We start from the raw sequence: 23762 nt of genomic DNA, 5'->3' as shown, positions 1-23762 counted from the left end.
TAAGCTAATTTTTGTACGTTGAACTTCCCGCAAAAATTTATTTACGAGAGGCAAAATCGATTTTTGACGAACAGACTATAAAATGAGAGATCATCTTAGTAATATCCTATCTGTATCTACAAAATTGTTTGTATGTATTGCAAGGTCGGTTTCCGTTGTGGTGACAAATATTTGAGAATTTATACCGAGCAGCTCAAGTAGCAGTATTTCCTGCTTTTTGTTGTCAAGATGTGCTAAAACTTCATCTAATAATATTAGCGGGGAAATTTTACTGATCTTATATATTGATTTTGCGTGTGCGAGTGTCATAGCAGCAAGCATTAATTTTTGCTCCCCTGTTGAGCAATATTTAATGTTAAGGTTGTTAATATTGCTTAGTATTATAAGGTCTGTCTTATGTGGTCCAAAATTCGACCTGTTACTTTTTCTATCAATGTCTCTATAGTATTTTAATTTTTCTGATACATATACTTTCTTCTCATCATCATATGAATCAACAAGTTCTTTGTCTAAGAACTCAGTTAATTCTATTGAAGGATTTAGATGACGTATAAACCCAATATCATGCAAACTAGATCTGAAAATTTCTAGGCATTTAAGACGTGTTGAGCGAATTCTAATTGCGTAGTCTGCGATCTCTGATTCTATATTTTTGAGCCAAACATCATCAAATTTCTGCATATATAAAATCTTCATCCTAGATTTTATATAATATTCATAAGCAATGAAATTCGCAGCATGTTCGGGATATAGATTATAACATATCCTATCCCAGAATTTTCTTCGTATGTTTGGCGCATCTAAGATTATTCTTTCCATCTGTGGAGTAAGCCAAACAATTCTAATGAGTTCTAGTAGCTCTGATTGTTTGCTGACTGTTTTATCATCAATCTTGACGATACGTTTTGAATTCTTGCTGAAATTACAACCTGTGCTGATATTCAGTGTGTTTTCACGTGAATTATAGCGTCCAAAAACACACCACTCATGTATATTTTTAGCAGAGTTTGTGTTTGATATACAAGTTCCAGGTTCGTTGCGTAGTATCTCATCTGGCTTTGCATTCCTTATTCCTCTTCCTGGTGAAAATAGAGAGATTGCTTCAAGGACACTTGTTTTTCCCACTCCATTTTGTCCTTCAAGAATTAACAACCTTGCGCTGCTTGATAGTTGAAAGTTATGATGATTACGAAAATTTATCAAGTGTAGAGAATTGATAGAGCTACTCATTTTAACACCTAGAGCTTATTAATTTTCACTTTGGTTTTATGATATCAGAATCAATAAGGCATCTTAGTATTCTAGCACGTAGCATACCACCTGCTTCCTTTATTATTCTCTCTGTTAAAAATTCTTGCGATATAAGGTTTGTGTATGGTGAGTTTGCAACATCTAAACTTCCCCTATTTTTTAGCGTTCCTGCGCAAATTTTTTTATTTTCATTGATATCTGTTAGTTGATACTTCATTATCAGGAGAATTTTTGTTCTGATCGTCACATCATCACTATTTGTCACGAGAGGCATTGGTTTAATTTGTATAGTAATAGAAACATCATAATTGCCAAATGTTTTATCTTGAATATCGCTGTAGTGATCAAAAATGCTGCGTAGTTCTCTAGCAGATTTCATGCAAACAAATTTTTTATCATTTAAGCATTCAACTGTGCCAATATTTATAGCTGGAAAAGAATCGAACCTATTTAAGTTGTGAGTACAACTTGCAAATACTAATGATAACAAAAGAAATATAACTCGCATTGTTGAAGTAAATTAATGTTTTATTAAATCTCTAATTCTGTTCGATATTGATACGAAATCAAGACCAGCTTCTCTATACATTGAAGCTACATCTGCTTGTTCCAAAAATCTGTCCGGGAAGCACATACTATGAAATTTAGCAGTGTATGAGATCTTCTTCTCATATGCATGTTCCAATAAGTGATGGAATAAATATGCTCCAAATCCTCCTGAAGTGCTTTCCTCTATTGTAAGTAGGACTTCATGCGTTATCACAAGCTCTTTTAATAACTCAATGTCAAGAGGCTTTGCGAACCTTGCATCAACAACTGTGATTTGGATTCCAAATTCTTCTTTAATAATTTTTGCTGCAGCTAAAACTTCTTGTAATCTTGTTCCAAGTGAAACAACTGCAACTTTTTCGCCTTCAATAACGATTTTGCTTTTCCCAATTGCAAGTGGTTTGTAATCATTTGGTAATTTATCGCCTAAAATCTCAGCGCGTGGGTAACGTATAGCCGAAGGTCTGTCAGAAATAGATGCTGCAGTTTGAATCATACTTGCAAGTTCATCTTCATTACTTGGAGCCATAATTACAAAATTTGGCAAATTTATTAGGCATGCTATATCAAATGCTCCTGCGTGAGTTGGGCCATCAGGACCGACAAGACCGGCTCTATCTATAGCAAACCTTACTGGAAGGTTCTGTATTGCCACATCATGAACAATTTGGTCATAAGCGCGTTGCAAAAATGTTGAATATATTGCGACAAATGGTTTGAACCCAGCCGCTGCAAGTCCTGATGCAAATGTGACAGCATGTTGTTCTGCAATGCCAACATCAAACATTCTTGTTGGATATTTTGCTAAAAATTTATCCATTCCAGTGCCGGAAGGCATGGCAGCTGTGATGCCAATGATTTTTTCGTCATGCGCTGCAAGTTCTATAAGTGTATTTGCAAAAACATCAGTATATGTATATTTAGAAATTTCTGCTTTTTTCTGGGCTTTAGTTGTTATATCAAATGGTTTTACTGCATGATAGCTTTCCAAAGATGAATCTGGTGAGTTAAATCCCTTGCCCTTTTCTGTCATTACATGCACTAAAATCGGTGAGGTAATATTTTTGTTATTTTTGATATTGTTGAACACTTCAACAAGCTGAGACATATCATGTCCATCCACTGGGCCTATATAATAAAAACCCATTTCTGAGAAAAAATTTCCACCTGTTGCGAAGTCTTTCGCATATCTTTCTGCTTTTTTGGCGAATTCTTCCATTTTTGCTGGAAAGTATTGCAATACATTTTTTGCAAAATTTCTTACATTTGAATATGGCTTTGAAGATATTAGATTCGTTAGATATTTACTCATTGCTCCAACGGCTGGTGCTATAGACATCTTATTATCATTTAGAACAACTATAATACGATTTTTCATGCTAGCTGCGTTGTTCATAGCTTCATATGCCATACCTGCGCTCATAGCACCGTCACCGATTACTGCTATCACTTCATGATTTTCATTGTTGAAGTCTCTAGCAGCTGCAAAGCCAATTGCTGCAGAAATGGATGTGGAACTATGACCTGCACCAAAGACATCATAAATGCTTTCACTGCGTTTTAAAAAGCCGGAAAGTCCACCAGATTTTCTAATTGTGTTCATCAAGTGCCTGCGTCCTGTGAGTATTTTATGAGTATATGCTTGATGCCCTATATCCCATATCAAAAGATCTTCAGGAGTATTGAATACATAGTGCAGTGCAATAGTCAACTCAACAACGCCAAGGCTTGCACCAAGATGTCCGCCTATTTTTGATACAATGTTTAGTATTTCTTCTCTAACTTCATCTGCAAGTAAAGTAAGAGTTTCGTTATCAAAGTCTCTAAAGTCAGATGGCTTTGAAATCAAATCTAATAACTTTGATTTGTTGTTGGACATAGAAAATATGACAAAGGTAAGAATTTAAAGAACATTTAGTACAAATAACTTATAACATATTAGAGAAGATAACTCATGCTTGTCATCAATCAACTTTTCTACAACATCTATGCATGTTTTTGGACATTACTAAGAAAGTCTCGGTATATTTATATATAGTTAAAGCAGTATAAAATAGGAATGTTGCACTTTGTCTTTTTGATAAATTTTAAATCAGTTTATCGTCTGAAATATATTATGTTCCAGACTCTAAACAAATAAAAATTTATTTCAAACTACTCGTTTATCACGCTCATTTTTACTGCTTTAGTTATAATATTGATTCCTGCGCTATTAACTGATTTTTAAAAATGGCAATCAGTTTGCGGGTAAATTAGCTCAGATTGCTTTTTAAGTACACAATTAATAATCTAAGTGATTCAAAATGTTAAGGAGTATTTAGCTTGAGAGATGTAGAAGCTTGGATTGGTATGTGACATCAATGTATGATAGAAGCTAATATTGTATTATAATATACCCATTCTGTTTTCATGCAATGTATGAGAAGAGAAACGCTTAATTTATTTTGAGAAAGGTTTGAATTGGCAACTTATGTTGCATAAGGAGTCTTTTTTTAAAGGTACAAATTTTGAAAAGTATGATGAGTATTGCATTTTGTTGACAGTGTCATAAATAATCAAAAGAAAATAGCGCATTTACAAATTAGTGTTATCAAAGTAAAGTTGCACGAAAGATAGTTCAAACTTAATGCTTAAGAAGTGTCCCCTGATATGTTAAATGAAAATATCCGTGAGATTATTGATGTGGCTTTAAAATCAAAAGCTTGGCCTTTTGTGTGTGCAGAGGGAATTTTAAAGAGGATTGATTATAAATTACCAGAAAAGGGCTACGTATTATTTGAAACTGGTTATGGTCCATCTGGCATTCCGCATATTGGAACTTTTGGTGAGGTTGTAAGAACAACAATTGTTAGAAAGGCATTTGAACTTATCTCGGGTATGCCGACAAGGCTTTTTTGCGTTTCTGATGATATGGATGGCATGAGGAAGATTCCAGATACCATTCCAAACCCTGGAGAATATAAGAAATACATGGATTTGCCGCTTACAAGTATTCCAGATCCATTTGGTGTTGCAAGTAGCTTTGGTCATAATATGAATGCAAGACTCAGGAGTTTCTTAGACCATTTTGGTTTTGAATATGAGTTTTTTAGTGCAACAGAATGTTATAAGACTGGCGTTTTTAATAAGATGCTATTGAAGGCTTTGGAATGTTATGATGAGATTATGGATATCATGCTTCCAACTTTGGGTGCTGAAAGGCAAAGTACATATAGTCCATTTTTACCAGTTTGCCAAAAAACAGGTAAGGTACTTCAGGTGCCTATTACTAGCCGTGATGTAAAAGCTGGTACGGTGACATATAAAAATTTGGATGGTGAAACTTGTGTAAACCCTGTTACAGATGGGCATTGTAAGCTTCAATGGAAGCCAGATTTTGGAATGCGGTGGGCATCTTTCGATGTGGATTTTGAGATGTATGGTAAAGATCATCTGGTGAATGGACCTATATACAGCAAAATTTGTGCTGTGCTTGGTGGAAAACCACCTTACCAGATGTTTTATGAACTATTTTTAGATGAGCAGGGGCAAAAGATCTCTAAGTCCAAGGGTAACGGACTCACAATAGATACGTGGCTTAGATATGCGCCGCAAGAAAGTCTTGCTCTATTCATGTATATGTCACCACAAAAAGCGAAGAAGTTATATTTTAATGTCATACCAAAACATGTAGATGAATATCTAATATATCTTAATAAATATCATCAAGAACAAGATTTGAGCAAAAAAATAGAGAATCCAGTCTATCATATACATAGTGGAAATCCTCCGCTTATTGAAGTGAAAATCAGTTATTCACTAATATTGAATCTTGTTAGTGCTTGTAATACAAACAGCAAAGAGGCGATACTTGGCTATGTTGAGAAATTATATCCTGGTTGTGATATTGACAAGTTGTCTGATGAATATCTGATGATTTTGAAGATGGTTGAGGGTGCAATAAATTATTACGAAGATCATATCAAATCTAGAAAATCATTTAAAATCCCAAGTGAAAATGAGAGAGTGGCGCTGAGTGCTCTTGCTGTCGCACTATCTCAAATCGATGATAAAAGTGATGGTGATACGATTCAGAATCATATTTATCGTATAGGAAAGGAAAATGGGTTTGATATGAAGGAATGGTTCTCCGCACTTTATGGAATGTTGCTAGGTGCAAGTGACGGTCCAAGAATTGGTCCATTTATAGCGCTTTATGGCACAAAAGCTACAATAGAATTAATAAATAATGCGCTTGCGAGGTAGTGTTATACATGTCATCCAAATTCTATATAACGACTCCAATATATTATGTTAACGATGTTCCACATATAGGGCATGCTTATACGAGTCTTGCGTGCGATTTTATAGCAAGGTTTAAGCGTTTAGATGGAGATGATGCTTTTTTTCTCACTGGAACAGATGAGCATGGGCAGAAAATTGAGAAGACTGCGGTTGCAAAGGGTATAGAGCCAAAGGAATTTGTGGATAAAATGTATATTCCTTTTAAAGAGCTTTGTTCTAAAATGAATTTTTCCAATTCAGATTTTATACGTACGACAGAGGAGAGGCATGTTCGCTACGTTCAAGATATTTGGAAACAATTGGTTGCAAGCGGTGATGTTTACATGGGGAAATATAGTGGCTGGTATGCAACACGTGATGAAGCTTTTTATTCGGAAGATGAAATTCAAGATGGAAAAGCTCCAACTGGTGCTCCTGTTGAATGGGTAGAAGAAGATAGTTATTTTTTTAGACTATCAGCATGGCAAGATAAGTTATTAGATTTTTATGAGCAACATCCGGAGTTCATTGGACCTGAATCAAGGCGCAATGAGGTGATCTCATTTGTCAAAAGTGGTCTTGTTGATTTATCTGTTTCTAGAACCAGCTTTTCTTGGGGAATTCCGGTGCCAGGTGATGAGCGCCATGTAATATACGTTTGGCTAGATGCTTTATTCAACTATATCTCTGCTGTTGCAAGTGGTCAGTCTTCCTTATGGCCTTGTGATTTACATGTAGTTGGTAAAGATATACTGAGATTTCATGCAGTCTATTGGCCTGCTTTTTTAATGGCTCTCTCAATGCCACTTCCAAAGCGGATATTTGCACATGGTTGGTGGACAAATGAAGGGCAAAAAATTTCAAAGTCACTTGGTAATGTAATAGATCCGGTTGCGCTGGTTGATCAATATGGTCTTGACTATATAAGATATTTTTTGATGAGAGAGATAAATTTTGGCAGCGACGGTAATTACTCGCATCAGTTATTTGTACAAAGAGTAAATAGCGAGCTTGCGAATAATATAGGAAATTTAGTTCATCGTGTAATGACTTTTATATATAACAATCTTGATGGAGTCATTCCAGAGAAGGTAGTAATTAGTCAAGAAGATGAAGTGATAATGTCTCTTGCATACTCTGCCATTGATAAAGTGAGATTGCACGTAGATAAGCAGGAAATTAGTGCAGCGCTTGCCATTATAATCGAGCTTGGAAGCGCATGCAATATATATATGGAGAAGAATGCGCCTTGGAGATTGCGAAAAGAGGATATAGACCGTATGAACGCAGTGCTAGTCACTTTGTCTGAGTGTATAAGAGTGATAGGTATACTGCTGCAACCTGTAGTCCCAGGTTCTGCGGCGAAAATTTTAGGGATATTTAATATCACTGAAGAGCAGCAATTTGAAAAAATACATGAGATGAAGGTTAGGTTACAAGGTGTTTCTGGTATCAATATACAAAAACCCTCGGTGATTTTCAGTAGGCTGGAGGTTTGATGCAAGGCGACCTTTTATGGCATCCATTTACGCAGGAAAAAACTAAAGGCAAGCAAATACACATAGAGAGAGGAGAGGGGACAAAAATCTTTGATGCTAGTGGAAAGAGCTATCTTGATATGATATCCAGTTGGTGGGTTAATTTGCATGGACATGCGAATCTTGAGATTGCAGATGCAATCTATAAGCAAGCAAAAAAGTTAGAGCATGTTATATTCGCTGGTTTTACACATACTCCTGCAGTGGAACTTTGCACAGAGCTGAATAAATTCCTGCCAGAATCTCTCGTGAAGTTCTTCTTTTCTGACAATGGCTCAACATCAGTTGAAGTCGCTCTAAAAATGGCGTATCAGTTTTGGTTTAATGGAGGAGAGCGTAATCGCACCATATTTTTTTGTTTTGAAGGTGCATATCATGGTGACACATTTGGTGCTATGAGCGTCTCAGCAATTCCTAAATTTCATGGCGTTTTTAAAGAGTTATTTTTTAAAAGTGTTGCAATTCCATTCCCAAATACTTGGGACAATGATAATGAAGTGGAAGAAAAAGAACAAAATGCATTGAGAGTGCTAGAAGAATGTCTTGAAAGTTATGGGAACCAGGTTGCTGCCTTCATTATGGAGCCTATAATTCAAGGTGCAAGTGGCATGAGGTATGCTAGGCCATCTTTTGTTCAAAAAGTTTGTGAGCTTCTTAGAAGCTACGGTATTTTACTGATATTTGATGAGGTAATGACTGGTTTTTATAGGACTGGTAAAATGTTTGCTTTAGAGCATGTTGGTGTGGTGCCTGACATTATATGTCTTTCTAAAGGGTTAACAGGTGGTTTCTTGCCGCTTGCCCTGACTGTTACCACAAAGAGAATTTATGATGCATTTCTTGGAGATGGTTTTGATAAAGCACTTGCGCATGGGCATTCTTATACTGCAAATCCAATAGCATGTGCAGCAGCAATAGCCTCTGCCTGTCTATTATCTAGAGATGAAACGGTAAAAAGTGTTAACAAAATAGTATCAATACAAAAGGCAAGTCTTGAGAAGTTGTATTCTATTTTTTCAAGTGTTATCATGCGCCCTAGGTGTTTTGGAACAATAGCTGCTTTTGATTTAGATGATAAGTCATATAATATCAAAGATGTATCGTTAAAGCTTTTGGATATGGGGGTTTTTATACGTCCTCTTGGCAGTACGATTTATTTATTGCCGCCGTATTGTATTTCACAAGATGAGTTAGCTTATTCCTATAGAGCTATAGAAGATTGTCTTAAAATTGCGCTATAGGAAATTAGTATCAGTTCTTCATTTATAAGATGAAAGAAAGAGTTGAGGTATCAATCCACTCCTATGATTATGCTCGATTATAATTGGAAATTAGTGCTGTATATTTTATACACTAATCATTTTGCTCTATATGAAGAAATAGTATAAATTTTTACGCTGTATTATCAGAGACCTCTGCGTAATTATGGGTTGAAATAACTCAATCTTTGGGCTTGCCATGCTCTGAACAAATTCTAAAAAGACATCGCTTTAGAGTGCTATGCTCTCTCAAAAGGCTTTGCATTTGCTCCTCTATTTTGCCTTGAGCTCTTTGCTTGCATGGTATGGAAGATATAGCTTAATGTGATTTTGATTAATGCACTCAAATAAAATTTGTTAATTTAACGGATGGACTAACAATTATGCATAGGTCTTTATCGATAAAACTAATAAACCTTCAAGTACTGTTATTTTATATTTTTACATATGCACTTATTTGTCACACTCATAGCGTTGCATTCTGTGCTGTAGATCTTGGTGTAAAAACAGGTCAAGTTACAGGCCTGCCTATTCCAAGATATGTTTCGCTTAAATCAAATGAGATAAATCTTAGGGCAGGTCCTGGGATGCAATATCCAATACGTTATATCTATAGATGTACTGGATATCCAATGAAGGTCGTTGCTGAATTTGAGCATTGGAGATTGCTGAGAGATTTGAATGATGTTGAAGGTTGGGTGCACAAAAGCTTGATATCTGGTCGGTCTAATGTGGTTATAAAAGGTAATGATATCAAGAAAATATTGCCATATAGTGTTCCAAAAAATGAAGCGATTATATTTAATTTTCCGAATGAAGATTCATACCCTGTAGTACGTGTTGAATTTGGAGTGGTTGCTATGCTAAAAAAGTGTCAAGATGAATGGTGTTATATCGAAGTAGAAAGAATCTATAGAGGATGGATTAGAAAAGAGAATCTTTATGGTGCATTTTTGAATTGAAGTAGTCTATCCGTCTAAATATAAAATTTATAATTAATTCTACAATTTTTGTAACTAGTACGTGCACCAGAAAGTCTCAGAAGTGGTGTAAATGCTGGTTAGAGTTTCAAAATAGTGTTTAAATCCGTAAGAAAATGTTATAATAAGCGCAAAAACTTACGGATTTTGTGAAAGCAGTGTTTGCGGCACATCCTTACAGACATTTTTTACATTCTGCCATAAAAATCACAATAAATTGACACAGATACCATCAGCTGAGCAACAAAACACACAATATAAAGTTATACCAAGGCATTTCAAAAGCTACAGCATACTTTTGGCGGATGGACTGGCAAATAGATTTTTGACGTACATACTTGCTAAGAGACATACCTGTTGTAATCCTTAAAAAGTAGAACAAGTATTTTATAGTTTCATTGCTTCCAAAATTACCATAAGTAATGAGATTATGAAAGCTATGTAACCAATTCGCATTACTATATCTATGCCATACAAATATGCTCCAGAGTTATTTTGATGTTGCGCTTTATATGCTTCATATTTACTCTTCAACTGCTCATAATTCGATAAGGCATTGCGATATTCTCTAGCATCTTTCTTAAAATATTGTGTTCTGGTTATAATACGTAGTAAGTATTCACATATGCCATACTTGCTACTATTTTTTACGGCGTTAGATAATTTATATTGTGCTGTTGAGCCTTTAAGTAGGTTGGGTGTAATATCTTGTATATACATTGCAAATTGTTGACAAAGCATTGGCAATTTTTTTATATCATGCTTCTTTTGGGCTTTTGCACAGAGTGCAAGAAACATTACTTCACTACTTGAACTTAAAATTGGAAAGTCACTGAATTCTTCGAAAGATATCTTTTTTTTAATTCCTAGTTTTGCACTCATAAATGCTATAACATCCTCATTTACTGATGCTTTTGATATACTAATATTTGAATTTTCAAATTTATTCATTAAAGATGCTACGTTCCATATTACATCTCCACGATCTAAAAAGAATTTGCATGGCATGTAAGGACTCATTTCATATAAGCACCTAGTATGGCCAAAGCCAATCGTATCCATTAATAAATATTGTGTCCAGTTGCTTATTGAATCAAAGTCTGTAGATGTATATATGCTTCCTGGCACACTATATATCACATCAAGAACTTTAAAGAAATCTGTAAGCATTATGCAATACAATATCTTCATATATCTTTGATCACTGTTGTACGATATTGCTATAAGGTTTGGCATCTCACGCAAGTAGAATGCAAGTTCTTTAAGCCTTATTGGTCCAGTTGGATCTAATATACAAAGCACAAGCGTAAGCTTGAGATTATATGGAAAACAGCAATCTTCGTTAAGAGTTGAATGTTGTATTCTTGCATTATCAATCACTGCAAATAGGTTTGATATATCTACACCATTTGACAATAACCACTCGTTTATCTGACCACTCTTTATTAATTTAAGTGCTGCATTCCAGTTCTGATACATAGCAAATGCTAGAGATGCTCTTGAGTAATATTCTTCTTCATTAAATTTGATTGGTTTTTGGAATAATAGCCCATCATTTAGCCTTTCTATATCATACTGCTTCGAATCTATTGCCTCTTTTAGTTGTTCATATTGCCAGCGTAGCATAGGTTCGTCATGCACAAGCCCTTGTATTAGATAGCTTAGTTTGCCTGTAATTATGCAAAGTTGATTTAGGAAATTATACGTTCCGCCGTGTAGCTTGGATTGTATTATATAACTTGATTCATATGAAGAGTTTATCTCCTTTGCATATGTTGCAAAGATTGTCATGCCTAGTGCATAGTAGTCCGCTTGGAAATCGTCTAAGCTTTTTGCACTTTTATTGCATATTGCTCTACTAGGTGTCTCATAAAATGCTTCTTGATAGAAGCCACATATAGAAGATATACACTCTGAAATTGTAATGTTTTGGTTTTCATCAACAAGAATATTGTTGATATTAATGTTGCCATGCATTATCCCAAGCTTGTGTAGTTCAGATAGTGTTACTGATGTTTCCTTAGCAATCTTATTAATAATGAAATTATCACTAAAGATAGTGCCAGTTTTTAATAATTTGCTTAGTGGTGTTCCAGATGGAACTCGAAATATGACGACAAGTTTTTTTGCTTTATCTGTACTAATTTCTGTAAGCCCAATTGCTTCTGGTAATAGAAGGTTAGGAATCTTGTGTTGCTTTAATAGAAAAATTTCAGCGATACGAATTGGTACATTGAGATCTTTAAAAACTATTGCGTAATAATTTGGAGATTGATCTCCATGTTTTTGAGCAGAATATGCATCGATAAAATGATTATTGATTGCTTTCATCGGTTGATTGATGTTGATTATGAAATCAGCTATCTGGTCCACAACTTTGCTAGTTGGTATATCTTGATTTGTAAACTGCTCAGCAAAGTAAGCTTTTGCAGCAACTCGCCGTTGCTTACGCAATTTCATATATTGCTTTTGCAATAAATCTTCCATAAACTCTCCAAAGAAATAATGCTGCGTTTCATTATATACATCAAAACCTTTACTTGAGATTATCCGCTTCCGAGAGAATCTCCACTCTAAGTAGAGATTGTGAATTGAAAATGAAATTAAATCAACATAAGCTTTAATATTCTGCTTGAGTTGATGTATACGTGCAGATGCATAAGCAAGAAATATAGCAGAATTTCGTGCTATTCACTATTATTTCTATTTTATTACTTCGGTATTTTTTTTAAGATTTCGATACTTATGCCATTATATTATCGAAGTTGAGAATTTGCTCCTTGATTTTGGGTAAATTGGCGTTTTTGTGTTGAGTTAGGGCGAGCAGAGCGGCTTTTGCTATTGATTCTATTTTTTCTTTGCATTTTATATCTTTATCTATTAAAAAGACGCTTGATAGATGTCTTATTGCCCAAAACCAGCGATAGAATTGTTGTAATGCCGCACGGCTCTTCTCTGATTCTATCTTTTCAAGTTCAAGTATCAAAAGATTTAGTACCTTATTCAACTCCGTTAGGTGCGTCGTAAATTCTATTGTTTGTTCTAATCCAGAGACAACGCCACTGATGGATTTGGCTAGTGATTCTTCTGCGCGTTTTATTCTTCTGATTATATATTCGAAAGCTTGTATATAGAAATCTAATGCCTCTTCTTTACTTGCACCGAATGAAAGGTATTGGTTTGTTAAGTTGCTATTGTCATGTTTTATTTTGTTAGTCTGCTCATTATTTGTATGTCTTATATCATTTAGTAAATAAAGAGCATGATGATCATATTCATGTTGCATCTGATTTCTCCTACATGACTTTGTATTTTTATAGCGATAAGGAATGTAGTGCTTAGTTAAAATTTATTAAGTGCATAAAATTCTGCAAATTTCGTATTATATCTTGTTAACCAAGTTACTTATGCAAGTCTTTTTTGCCTGATTTTTAAGTATTACTTCGTTCATTATCTTTATAAATTATATACACAAGTATTAGGCGTGGCAATTAACTTGTACGCTGAAAAATCATGTACTCAAAGTCATCACATAAGCACTTTGTGACCAATGCCTAATACAGTGTTTTGATCCTCTATTTAGCTTTATAATTCATCTTTGGAATTTCCCCAAAGCTTTTTATTCATCTTCTTATTCATTTCATATGTTGTTTCTTGTTGTTTGATATAAACCATCACCTCTTTGCATTTTTTATCAGCTTCTTTTTCTAATTTTTGTTGTTTTGTTTCTGATTCGGAGATCTTTTTCTGAAGCTGTTGCATTTTATTTGATATTATATTGTCTTTTGCTATAAATTGCAAATTGGAATAATCTTTAATTTTTACTGCGATTTTATCTATAATTCCCTGCTGTATCTTTACATTAGCGTGATCTTTTATTTTTCTATAGGACTTTGCATCGTTAGCACTATGCAATTGCTCGGCAAAATTGATGTAAGAGACTTGGCATTGTATGTAATTTTGAGGTTGGTTAGCTGGGTTAAAAATGTCGATCGTAGCTAGTTGCTTATCTGGCCTTGACTGTAGGCGTGTTATTTTAAAAAGAGTATTTTTTTGAATTACATCTGCAGCGGTATTTACTTTTGCTGTTGCGACTCTTGTTGTGTCAAAAAAAAGCTTTGCTTTATCGTCGTTCATATTTTCTACTGGAGTGATTGCACCTTTAATCACTTCATCATTATCTTGTATCTCAAGCTTTGTATTGGGCTTGTCTTTCTGTATTTGTAGCTTGTATTGAGAAGTTTCTGGTACAATTTCGATCGTGATGCCATCGATCTTAAGGTTATTTATTTTTTCCACTATATTTTGCCATGTATCACCTTGTGAGACTTGAATATCATTGTTGTTTATTTGAAATATTCCTTCTTTCAATAGCTTTAAATTATTTTCTCCTGGCTTGTTAACTGCAACTGCATCTTTATAGAATGATATGCTTTCAAATAATGTTAACTGGTCCTTAAAACCTTGAGTGATTATACCTTTAGTAATTTTATCATGATCTTGGATCCAGAGCATTGTATTAGGATTATCTTGCTTGATTTGTAGCTTATATCTATTAGTGTTTGGTATAATTTCGGCAGTGATACCATTGAGATTAAGATTATTTATTTTTTGCGCTATATCTTGCCATGTATCACCTTGTGAGACTCGAATATCCTTGTTGTTTATTTTAAATGTTCCTTCTTTTAATAGATCAGGATAATTTTCTTTTGGCTTGTTAACTGCAATTGCATCCTTATGGAATGACTTGCTTTCATATGACGGGAACTTAGTCTTAAGATTTGTATTTGCGGCATGGATTACACCTTTAGTAACTTCATGAAAATCATGTATACGAAGCTTTGTATCAAGATTGTCAAGTTGCTGGATCTTTAGTTGATATCTATGAGCGTTTGGTACAATTTCTGCAGTTATGCCATCGATATTGAGGTCGTTTATTTTTTGTACTATATCTTTCCACGTGTCACCTGGTGAGACTTGAATTTGCTGGTCGTTTATTTTAAATGTTCCTTCTTTTAATAGGTTTAAGTTATTTTCTTCTGGCTTGTTAACTGCTGCTGCGTTTTCATCATCGAATAATATGCTTTCAAATGATGGTAACTCAGCTTTAAAAAGGTCTCCAAGTATGTTGTCATAGTCTACAATTTCAAGATCTTGGTGCTGATTTAGCTCGAGTAAAATTGCGTTATAACCATCTGATCCTATAATTTTTGCTTCAATTTCTGCTTGAGCTTCATTATTTTTACCTATTGGGTTTTTACTTTTGGGAAACACTTTGTTAATTTTCTCGGCAAGTGTAGCAAGAGAATCTCCTTCAGAGAGCTTTATATTGCGATTGTTAATTATTATGTTTCCGTCTTTTTTCACAACCGCGATATCTTTGCTTGCGACGAATTTGCTCTGTGACGATATGACTTCCAATTTGTTGAAGTCTACTTCATAGTCGATTGAATCAACTATTAATCTGCCAAAATCTACATTTTTTCTTTCGTATGACAATGGCGTATGAAAATTCTCTGAAGTTGACCTTAGTGTGAAAGCAAATAGTTCTTCTATTTTTGTGATATCATCATTTATTGCCTTTTGAAAAATTTCCTTGTATATACCAAGAACTTGACATTGTGGTTCAAATTCACCTTTGTCATTTGTTTGTTCAGGTTCTGTTACAAAAGATATCCCTATGCTATCTAGTATTGATCTTGTGTGTTGTGATATTGCAAGATTGTTTGATATTTGTTTAAGTATGTCGTCTCTTGCTAGTGCTCCAAGACCTTCTTTTGGAGAGTCATCATATCCGTATTTACAGATTTGACGCAATAAAGTGCTGTATTTTGTTACAAAATCTAGTGTAGCATCCCATATTTTCTCTTGATCTGGAATGATTTGGACGTGAATGGGAGATTCAGTGGTATTTTTTAACTTTATTTTTAATGCACCCCTGCTAAAAACATCTGTGATAGTGTTATGAGAGCGTTGAATGATCTGCCCATTTAGTTCTATAATAGCATTTGTTGGATGGTTTATGGTTGCTTCGTTTGTGATATATTTGGCGCTACTTGCTGAATCAATTGACGGAAACACGCTGTTTAACGACATATAATGATCTTTGATCTTTATGACTTTTTCTGGTGCTGTTCCGGTGTATGTGAGAGATATTCGGAACTTATTATCACCGCCTTGATTTTCAGTGATTTCAGCTGTCACGTTTGTTGATCCGCGTACGTTATTTATCTTATCTTGCACGGTAGTTAGCGTATCACCTTTTTCTAGTAAAATTTTCTCTCCATTTATTGTGATGTAACCTGCTGTGAATACATCAGGTTTTTGGTGATATTCGTATACTACAGGTGAGTCTTTTGACTCAAACCCAACACTGCTGGTGATGCTGCCATTGAATTCAAAGTTTCTAGAAAATGTATCTCCAAGACAACCACTTTCATCCAAAAGATCCACTATAGTTCCTGCGCCTGTATAGTCATTTTTCAGAAAAATTTTGTATTCATCATCGTTAACACGCATATAGCTTGCAGATACGCCAGTTACCTTGCTGTGGTAATTAATACTTTCCAATATTGTTATTACGTTGTTACCTTCTTCTAGTTTTACTAATGCATAGCTTTTGTATCCATTTACAGGATCTTCGCTTTTAAATTGGTCGTTTAGTATATTCTTTTTATCAATGATTTCGTATGCATTGAGAGGTCCTGGCTGTTTAGATTGTATTAATAATCTAAATTCTCCATTTTCTGAAATTATACTCGCTTTAACATTAGAGTGCGATTGATTTATTTTATTCTTCAATTTCTCTAGTATGTCATCTGCTTTGATAATAATCTCAATGTTATTTCCTGATTCTTTTTCATAAATATAAAACACTCCAGCTTTGATATGTTGTGCAAGTGAAGTATCTGTAATATTTGTATCTTTGCTTTTGAATGTTGCGCTTAGATGTGGAAAGTTAGGTATGCCAATTTTGAATGTACCAGGAGTGAAAATCGCTGAATCTCCTGGGTCTTTATTTTCTTTGACTAAGGGTGTTTTAGTGTTTCTGAAAGAAGATGTGCTGCTTATCTGGTGTGCAGAGGCTAGTTGATTAATTTGAAGTTTTAGATCTGGGATTGTAGCGCTATGTACAGATATATCTGCATATTTTTCTATATCTTTACCGTATATAGTTCTGGATGCAAATACATTATCCTCTTTTGAGTTTGCGGACTCTCTTAATTGCTGCGTTACTTTATAAAGACTCGCAGTACTATCGCCGAGTTTCTGTAAGTTATCAAACTGTTCTTTATATTTTGATATGTCCTCTTGGTTTTTATCTAACTCCTGATACGTGCTTTTGGTCTTTTGTAAGACGGTAGTCGTAATCTTGTTCTTGTCAAAGAATTTTGAATCAACATTTTCTGCAATTGAATCTATACAATCTTGAATTGTTGGATATTCAGCTTTTTGTTTATTTCCTAGTGGTGTTTTATACCTATTATCACCCATGCTAGCCGAAGCTAGGTTGTTGGATATTCCTTTCATTTTCACTTCTCCATTTTATTCTTACGCTTAGATATAATCAGGCTATTTCATATAGATTAAAAGTTCAACTCTTAATAGAAGGATATATATGTTGTTCATATCCCTATGATTATGCTCAATATAATCTTAATCTTTTTTTAACAATTCCTCTTTTCTTCAAAAAAATATTAACATATGATGAACATCATAGATCTTGTTTAAAATGATTACAGGTACGTTATATGAGTAAAGAACGGGATAACTACAAGGCTTTAAAGATGAAAAAAGCTGAGGAGAAAGAAATGGCTAGAAAAAAAGAAATGGAAAATAGGATCGAGAAAGGGATCGAAGCGCTTAAATATATCATAAAAAATTACGAACAACGCTTTCAAGGAATTCTGCAGTTCTATGTCGGTGCTTATAGTCATGATTCGAATTTTTTTGTATCAGCTTTGTATAAAGCAGCGCTATTTATAGAGTATATATGGATTTGCTTCAGCAATTATAAGCTTTTAGATTTGAAGAATTTGATACTAAATGGTGAGCCTGGTGTTATAGAAAGAGTGGTGGCGGAGAGAGAAGTTCAAGACTTTATAGGGTCAAACAAAGAACTTGTGGCAGGCCTTGTGAAGACTACAAATGGATTAAGTAAGCAGCAAAGAGATTCGATTGTAGATTTGACAAATGCCATGCTAAAAGCCCTCCAGAATAGAGTGGAATATAACGAATTTGCTAAAATTGTCGCTGATGGTATGGAAAGAGATGGAAATCGTCTAGTGATGGTAGAGAGGTTAATGAAGTTTGCGTTGAATAAACCTGATCTCAAATCTGCAGTTATAAAAATAGCGCAAACGGCTCAAGGGGATATACGTAAAGCATTGTGGGCAAATGGTATTCTGAAGGATGCTGTGAAGTTTATGAGGGAGCACAAAGATAATGAGGTGCAAGCTTTTATTAGTCAGGTTGAGTTCATTGTGAGGGGAGATAAAAATATTCCTAATGACCAAAAAGCAGAGATGATTGCTTATAGAGCTTTTCGTGCGATATGTAGCGATGAGGATGTGCAGCAAAGGTTTTTCGCAGCATTAGAAAAAGAGAAAGGCATTTCACTAACACGAGAAGATCTGCTGGAGATAAATAAAGCACTGAAAGAGTTTTATCCACGCAATAGTACCTTATTTTTTCAAGGACTAGCTGCACAGATATTCTATTTTGATTTTAATGAGCAGAATTTTGAAATGATTCACTGAGTCTTTATCAAAGATTGTGTAAATTATAGTAGAGCCTATATTTGGAATTAATAAAGAATATAGGTAATTAGAATGAAGACAGAAAAGAATAAGAAAATAAATGAAGCGATAGACTTACTGATAGAAGGAGGAGCGGATTTAAAGACAGTACTGAAGCAGGATGGATTGATTAAGGAATTAACGAAGAGTATTTTGGAGAGAGCCTTGCAGGCAGAGAGAGTCTTTATCAAAGATTGTGTAAATTATAGTAGAGCCTATATTTGGAATTAATAAAGAATATAGGTAATTAGAATGAAGACAGAAAAGAATAAGAAAATAAATGAAGCGATAGATTTACTGATAGAAGGAGGAGCGGATTTAAAGACAGTACTGAAGCAGGATGGATTGATTAAGGAATTAACGAAGAGTATTTTGGAGAGAGCCTTGCAGGCAGAAATGTCTGAACACTTAGGTTATAACAAATATGATAGGTCTGAAACTGAGAATTGCAGGAATGGTCATTATAATAAGAATTTGATTACTGAGAATGGCAGTATCGAGTTAAATATTCCGCGAGATAGAGAAGGTAAATTTGCACCTGTAATTGTCTCCAAGAATCAAACAAGAATAGATGGTTTAGATCAAAAGATAATATCTCTGTATGCCAAGGGGATGAGTTTGTCTGATATCAAGATCCAATTACAAGAATTATATGGAGCAGAAGTTAGTGAGAGTTTAATTAGTAGGGTTACAGATGATGTAATTGATGAGGTTAGAATTTGGCAGAGTAGACCTCTTGAACCATTATATCCTATAGTATATTTTGATTGTTTAATAGTTAAGGTAAGGCAAGATAAACAGATAATTAATAAATCAGTATATGTTGCGCTGGGTATAGATTTACAGGGCCGGAAAGATATTTTAGGATTATGGATAAGTGAGAATGAAGGATCTAAATTCTGGCTTAGTAATTTTACTGAATTGAAGAATCGAGGATTAAAAGATATATTAATTGCCTGTAGTGATAACCTGACTGGTATGTCTGAAGCTATATGCGCAAGTTATCCCAAAACTGAGCATCAGCTTTGTATAGTACATCAAATTAGAAATAGCCTGAAGTATGTATCATATAAAGACAGAAAATTATTGGCATCAGATTTAAAGCTTATTTATAGCTCTGCTACTGAAGATGAAGCGCATCTTGCCCTAGAATCTTTTGATAAGAAATGGAGTAAACGATATCCACATATAGCAAAATCCTGGTATAATAATTGGGAGAATCTTGTAATATTTCTGCAATATCCAGAGAGTATCCGTAAGATAATTTACACTACAAATGCTATAGAATCGCTGAATAGTCAGTTGAGAAAAGTTACAAGAAATAAGCGTGTTTTCCCAAATGATGATTCGGTATTCAAGGTTTTATACCTAACGATTGATTATATTACCAAAAAATGGACCATGCCTATCTCTAACTGGAATGAAGCTATGGCTCATTTTATAATCAAATTTGATGGGAGATTTTAATGGCTCTAAAAAATTTACACAATCAATGAGAAAGACCCATAATAAAAATAGCAGAGCAGCTAAATCACTTCTATAATCCATCTGAAAAAGAAGCGTATAAGGGTGCAAAGTTCAATACTATATATAGCAAGTTGCTTGAAGGCTTCATTAAAGCCAAAGCAAGAGGTATGACAGATTCTTTGGATTTAGAGAATAAACAAGGTTTGAGTGATATACATGATTATATCAGATATGCAATAATGGCACAAAATCCTAAGAAGATGCCTAATGATTTTGCTGATTATTTTAGAGGTGATAATCTAGAATTTGTTAGAAATAGCGTGTCTTATGAAGAAGGAAGGGGTGGAATAGAAGTTCTAGCAAATGTTATAAGAAAAATGTTGCTGCCTCGAGAGAAGCCTTTAGAGGAAATTTCTATGTTTGAGAATGTTATACGAGGACATCTTATAAAAATTCTTTATGACTTAAGTATAAGTAAAGATAAAAACACTCAAGAAGTTCTGAAACTTCTTGGAAAAGAAAGTTTAGTGGGGTTTTTAACAAAAGATATTAGTTTCGCGGATGAGGTTGGAAAAATATCACATATTACTCGTGATATTATAGCAATATACGAAAAATACGATATGACAAACAGATATAAAGAGCGTGAGTTTGGAGAAAAATTAGAGAATGATATAAAAGATGCTGTGCTATTGCACGTAAGATTATATAGCCAATCTAAAGAAGAAGTTAGAGAAGTGGAGGATATTCAAGAGCGGCAGAGTGCTCAAAGTCATAGTGTGACTGAAAATGTAAGAAGAAGTTCTGTACGCAATATACTGATTGGAGAGCCTGAGCCGGATGACAATAGCAACTCACGAATTCGTTGATTATAGTATTTCTCCTGTCAGTTAATAAAAGATAATGTGATATTATCTGTAAAATAAATAAGAGTATGTTATTGAGTTATATGGGCCGCTATTATTCACTTGAGCTAAGAGAAAAGGTTATTTCATATATTGAGCGAGGAGGTAGTAAGTCAGTCCCTTGCATTCTAAAACGAAGTGCAAGGGACTGACGAAGTCATAACCATGTGTTTTATACGTCATTATTTGCTGGATTCAGAGTTTTGTTACTTAGTAAATTCTAATTTATGAAAATACAATACTCCCGTTATACAAGAAATAACAATTGGTACGATCAAGAATAAGGGGCCGAGTTTTCCATACTTCTCTATGAGATATATAAAACCAAATGATGTTACTACTGTAATAACAGCCTTTGAAATAGAGTATAAAAAAGCGCTATAGGTAAAGCGTTTCAATGTTGGTATATGTTTTAGTATTATTGGTGTTGCTGTTACTAAATCTATTGGCACAAATGTAATTAATATTTGCAATGCTAAAATATGTGATGCGCTGCTAGCAGTAGAAACTATATAAGGATAGAATATTACAAGCGCAGAAAATATAAAAATTCTGAATTTTAGCATTTTGAGTGGGTGAAATTTATAACTTAGGCATGTAATGACTATGTGATTGAAAAGAAGAGTTATGCCTATTGTTAAGTTGTGATTAATAATTTGTTCTGCTGAATAGCCAAACTTACTTTTAAGGATGTTGTTACAGTATGCATACAGCAGATAAAACCCCAGCGGCCATCCGCAATCCATAGCAAAAATAGCTAAAGCAGTTTTGTTGCTAAAATTAAAGTTTGATGTAGTGGTATTGTGCACTGCTTTCGTCTTTGCTTTTGAGATAGCGTATAAAAACTCAGGTGTCTCATGTAGCGTTTTTCTTGCAAGTGCAGTTAACAGTGTGACTGTTGCTCCTGTTATAAATGCAAATCGCCAATTGAAGTTTGTTGATACTGCAAATGAAGCAAAAGCAAGTGCTGCAAATCCACCAAGTGAGGCAGCAATCGTAGTTAGACCGCTAATTGGATATTGAGCTGGTGGTTTGATTGTTTCCATAAGATATATATCTGCTCCTATAACTTCTCCCATTGCAGCAAGTCCCTGTGTAATTCTACAAAAGACGAAGAGTATAGTAGCGAAGATTCCTATCTGCGAATATGTTGGCAGAACTGCAATTAATATACAAGATGTGGAGGCAAGTAACACTGTAAAGATTACAGTAGATTTTCTTCCTATAGTATCTCCTATTCTGCCTATAATAAGAGCCCATATTGGTCTTAAAGCGAATGTTGCAGTGTACCCTATTGCGTCGGAAAATTTTAAACCTGATGATGAGAAAAATAGCTCATTTAATACGACCGCCATATGTATATATAGCATTACGTCAAAATATTCAAGAAATGTGCTAGTGGATAGTAAAAGTACAGCTTTTCTTTGAGATAATGTTAAGCTATTGAACATTTTAAGTAGCGAAGGTAGCATATAGGCTGCGTAATTTAAAATAGATTTAATGAAATATATTTATAGCTTTAAATTGTTTTGCAAATATTAAAGTCGCGGTGTTTTCGAAGTTGTTGCTATTAATCATATAAATTTTAATCAATGCACGCAGAAATGGGTCTATCCAATTGATTGTGTAAATTTTTTAGAGCCATTAAAATCTCCCATCAAATTTGATTATAAAATGAGCCATAGCTTCATTCCATTTAGAGATAGGCATGGTCCATTTTTTGGTAATATAATCAATCGTTAGGTATAAAGCCTTGAATACCGAATCATCATTTGGGAAAACACGCTTATTTCTTGTAACTTTTCTCAACTGACTATTCAGCGATTCTATAGCATTTGTAGTGTAAATTATCTTACGGATACTCTCTGGATATTGCAAAAATATTACCAGATTCTCCCAATTATTATACCAGGATTTTGCTATATGTGGATATCGTTTACTCCATTTCTTATCAAAAGATTCTAGAGCAAGACGCGCTTCATCTTCAGTAGCAGAGCTATAAATAAGCTTTAAATCTGATGCCAATAATTTTCTGTCTTTATATGATACATACTTCAGGCTATTTCTAATTTGATGTACTATACAAAGCTGATGCTCAGTTTTGGGATAACTTGCGCATATAGCTTCAGACATACCAGTCAGGTTATCACTACAGGCAATTAATATATCTTTTAATCCTCGATTCTTCAATTCAGTAAAATTACTAAGCCAGAATTTAGATCGAGTCTTTATCAAAGATTGTGTAAATTATAGTAGAGCCTATATTTGGAATTAATAAAGAATATAGGTAATTAGAATGAAGACAGAAAAGAATAAGAAAATAAATGAAGCGATAGATTTACTGATAGAAGGAGGAGCGGATTTAAAGACAGTACTGAAGCAGGATGGATTGATTAAGGAATTAACGAAGAGTATTTTGGAGAGAGCCTTGCAGGCAGAAATGTCTGAACACTTAGGTTATAACAAATATGATAGGTCTGAAACTGAGAATTGCAGGAATGGTCATTATAATAAGAATTTGATTACTGAGAATGGCAGTATCGAGTTAAATATTCCGCGAGATAGAGAAGGTAAATTTGCACCTGTAATTGTCTCCAAGAATCAAACAAGAATAGATGGTTTAGATCAAAAGATAATATCTCTGTATGCCAAGGGGATGAGTTTGTCTGATATCAAGATCCAATTACAAGAATTATATGGAGCAGAAGTTAGTGAGAGTTTGGGTTTATCCCATTGATTGTGTAAATTTTTT

At 34.2% G+C, this 23762-nt stretch carries 17 protein-coding genes; 9 read left to right on the top strand and 8 right to left on the bottom strand.

What is annotated here, in order from left to right:
- Positions 1-90: 90 nt before the first annotated feature.
- From recF to dxs, 3 genes are all read right to left on the bottom strand, one after another.
- Positions 91-1230 carry a DNA replication/repair protein RecF gene (gene recF, locus AACL20_RS04745; protein ID WP_339051849.1) on the bottom strand — a complete coding sequence of 380 codons (1140 nt, stop codon included), beginning with the start codon at positions 1228-1230 and terminating at the stop codon, positions 91-93.
- Between the two features lie 25 nt (positions 1231-1255).
- On the bottom strand, positions 1256-1630 hold the full coding sequence (locus tag AACL20_RS04740) for a hypothetical protein (protein ID WP_339051848.1): 375 nt from the start codon (positions 1628-1630) through the stop codon (positions 1256-1258).
- A gap of 141 nt (positions 1631-1771) precedes the next feature.
- Positions 1772-3679, bottom strand: coding sequence for a 1-deoxy-D-xylulose-5-phosphate synthase (gene dxs, locus AACL20_RS04735; RefSeq protein WP_339051847.1), 1908 nt, complete (start codon positions 3677-3679; stop codon positions 1772-1774).
- A gap of 785 nt (positions 3680-4464) precedes the next feature.
- Here dxs and AACL20_RS04730 point away from each other — a divergent pair.
- From AACL20_RS04730 to AACL20_RS04715, 4 genes are all read left to right on the top strand, one after another.
- A complete protein-coding gene (locus AACL20_RS04730; protein WP_339052682.1) occupies positions 4465-6045 on the top strand; it encodes a lysine--tRNA ligase in 1581 nt (526 codons plus the stop codon).
- An 8-nt stretch (positions 6046-6053) separates the two neighbouring features.
- A complete protein-coding gene (gene metG / locus AACL20_RS04725) occupies positions 6054-7562 on the top strand; it encodes a methionine--tRNA ligase (protein WP_339051846.1) in 1509 nt (502 codons plus the stop codon).
- On the top strand, positions 7562-8842 hold the full coding sequence (gene bioA, locus AACL20_RS04720; RefSeq protein ID WP_339051845.1) for an adenosylmethionine--8-amino-7-oxononanoate transaminase: 1281 nt from the start codon (positions 7562-7564) through the stop codon (positions 8840-8842). The genes metG and bioA overlap by 1 nt, the downstream gene beginning before the upstream one ends.
- A gap of 401 nt (positions 8843-9243) precedes the next feature.
- On the top strand, positions 9244-9822 hold the full coding sequence (locus tag AACL20_RS04715) for an SH3 domain-containing protein (protein WP_339051844.1): 579 nt from the start codon (positions 9244-9246) through the stop codon (positions 9820-9822).
- A gap of 405 nt (positions 9823-10227) precedes the next feature.
- Here AACL20_RS04715 and AACL20_RS04710 read toward each other — a convergent pair whose 3' ends face one another.
- From AACL20_RS04710 to fliD, 3 genes are all read right to left on the bottom strand, one after another.
- Positions 10228-12300 (bottom strand): hypothetical protein, encoded by a 2073-nt coding sequence (locus AACL20_RS04710; RefSeq protein ID WP_339051843.1) that lies wholly within the window; start codon positions 12298-12300, stop codon positions 10228-10230.
- Between the two features lie 283 nt (positions 12301-12583).
- Positions 12584-13126: a hypothetical protein gene (locus tag AACL20_RS04705; protein ID WP_339051842.1), complete on the bottom strand. Its 543-nt coding sequence runs from the start codon at positions 13124-13126 to the stop codon at positions 12584-12586.
- 299 nt (positions 13127-13425) lie between these two features.
- Positions 13426-17370 carry a flagellar filament capping protein FliD gene (gene fliD, locus AACL20_RS04700; RefSeq protein WP_339051841.1) on the bottom strand — a complete coding sequence of 1315 codons (3945 nt, stop codon included), beginning with the start codon at positions 17368-17370 and terminating at the stop codon, positions 13426-13428.
- A 221-nt stretch (positions 17371-17591) separates the two neighbouring features.
- On the opposite strand from fliD, the gene AACL20_RS04695 reads away from it, so the two are divergent.
- The 4 genes from AACL20_RS04695 to AACL20_RS04680 all read left to right on the top strand — a co-directional run bounded on the left by AACL20_RS04695 (position 17592) and on the right by AACL20_RS04680 (position 20974).
- Positions 17592-18599 carry a hypothetical protein gene (locus tag AACL20_RS04695; protein ID WP_339051840.1) on the top strand — a complete coding sequence of 336 codons (1008 nt, stop codon included), beginning with the start codon at positions 17592-17594 and terminating at the stop codon, positions 18597-18599.
- A 72-nt stretch (positions 18600-18671) separates the two neighbouring features.
- Entirely contained in the window at positions 18672-18869 is a 198-nt protein-coding gene (locus AACL20_RS04690) for a hypothetical protein (protein WP_339051839.1), read from the top strand.
- A gap of 21 nt (positions 18870-18890) precedes the next feature.
- A complete protein-coding gene (locus AACL20_RS04685; protein ID WP_339051785.1) occupies positions 18891-20105 on the top strand; it encodes an IS256 family transposase in 1215 nt (404 codons plus the stop codon).
- A gap of 167 nt (positions 20106-20272) precedes the next feature.
- The gene (locus AACL20_RS04680) at positions 20273-20974 is read left to right on the top strand and encodes a hypothetical protein (protein WP_339051838.1); all 702 of its coding nucleotides are present in this window, start codon (positions 20273-20275) and stop codon (positions 20972-20974) included.
- Positions 20975-21216: 242 nt separating this feature from the next.
- On the opposite strand, the gene AACL20_RS04675 is transcribed toward AACL20_RS04680, so the two are convergent.
- Entirely contained in the window at positions 21217-22461 is a 1245-nt protein-coding gene (locus AACL20_RS04675) for an MFS transporter (RefSeq protein ID WP_339051837.1), read from the bottom strand.
- A gap of 193 nt (positions 22462-22654) precedes the next feature.
- Entirely contained in the window at positions 22655-23245 is a 591-nt protein-coding gene (locus tag AACL20_RS04670; protein WP_339051836.1) for an IS256 family transposase, read from the bottom strand.
- 61 nt (positions 23246-23306) lie between these two features.
- Here AACL20_RS04670 and AACL20_RS04665 point away from each other — a divergent pair, with 61 nt between their 5' ends.
- Positions 23307-23747 (top strand): transposase, encoded by a 441-nt coding sequence (locus tag AACL20_RS04665; protein ID WP_339051835.1) that lies wholly within the window; start codon positions 23307-23309, stop codon positions 23745-23747.
- Positions 23748-23762: the final 15 nt, after the last annotated feature.

The organism is Candidatus Lariskella endosymbiont of Epinotia ramella, from assembly GCF_964019805.1.
Lineage (GTDB): Bacteria > Pseudomonadota > Alphaproteobacteria > Rickettsiales > Midichloriaceae > Lariskella.
Note: the sequence above shows the minus strand (reverse complement) of the source record. Positions and strands in the feature narration are given on the sequence as shown.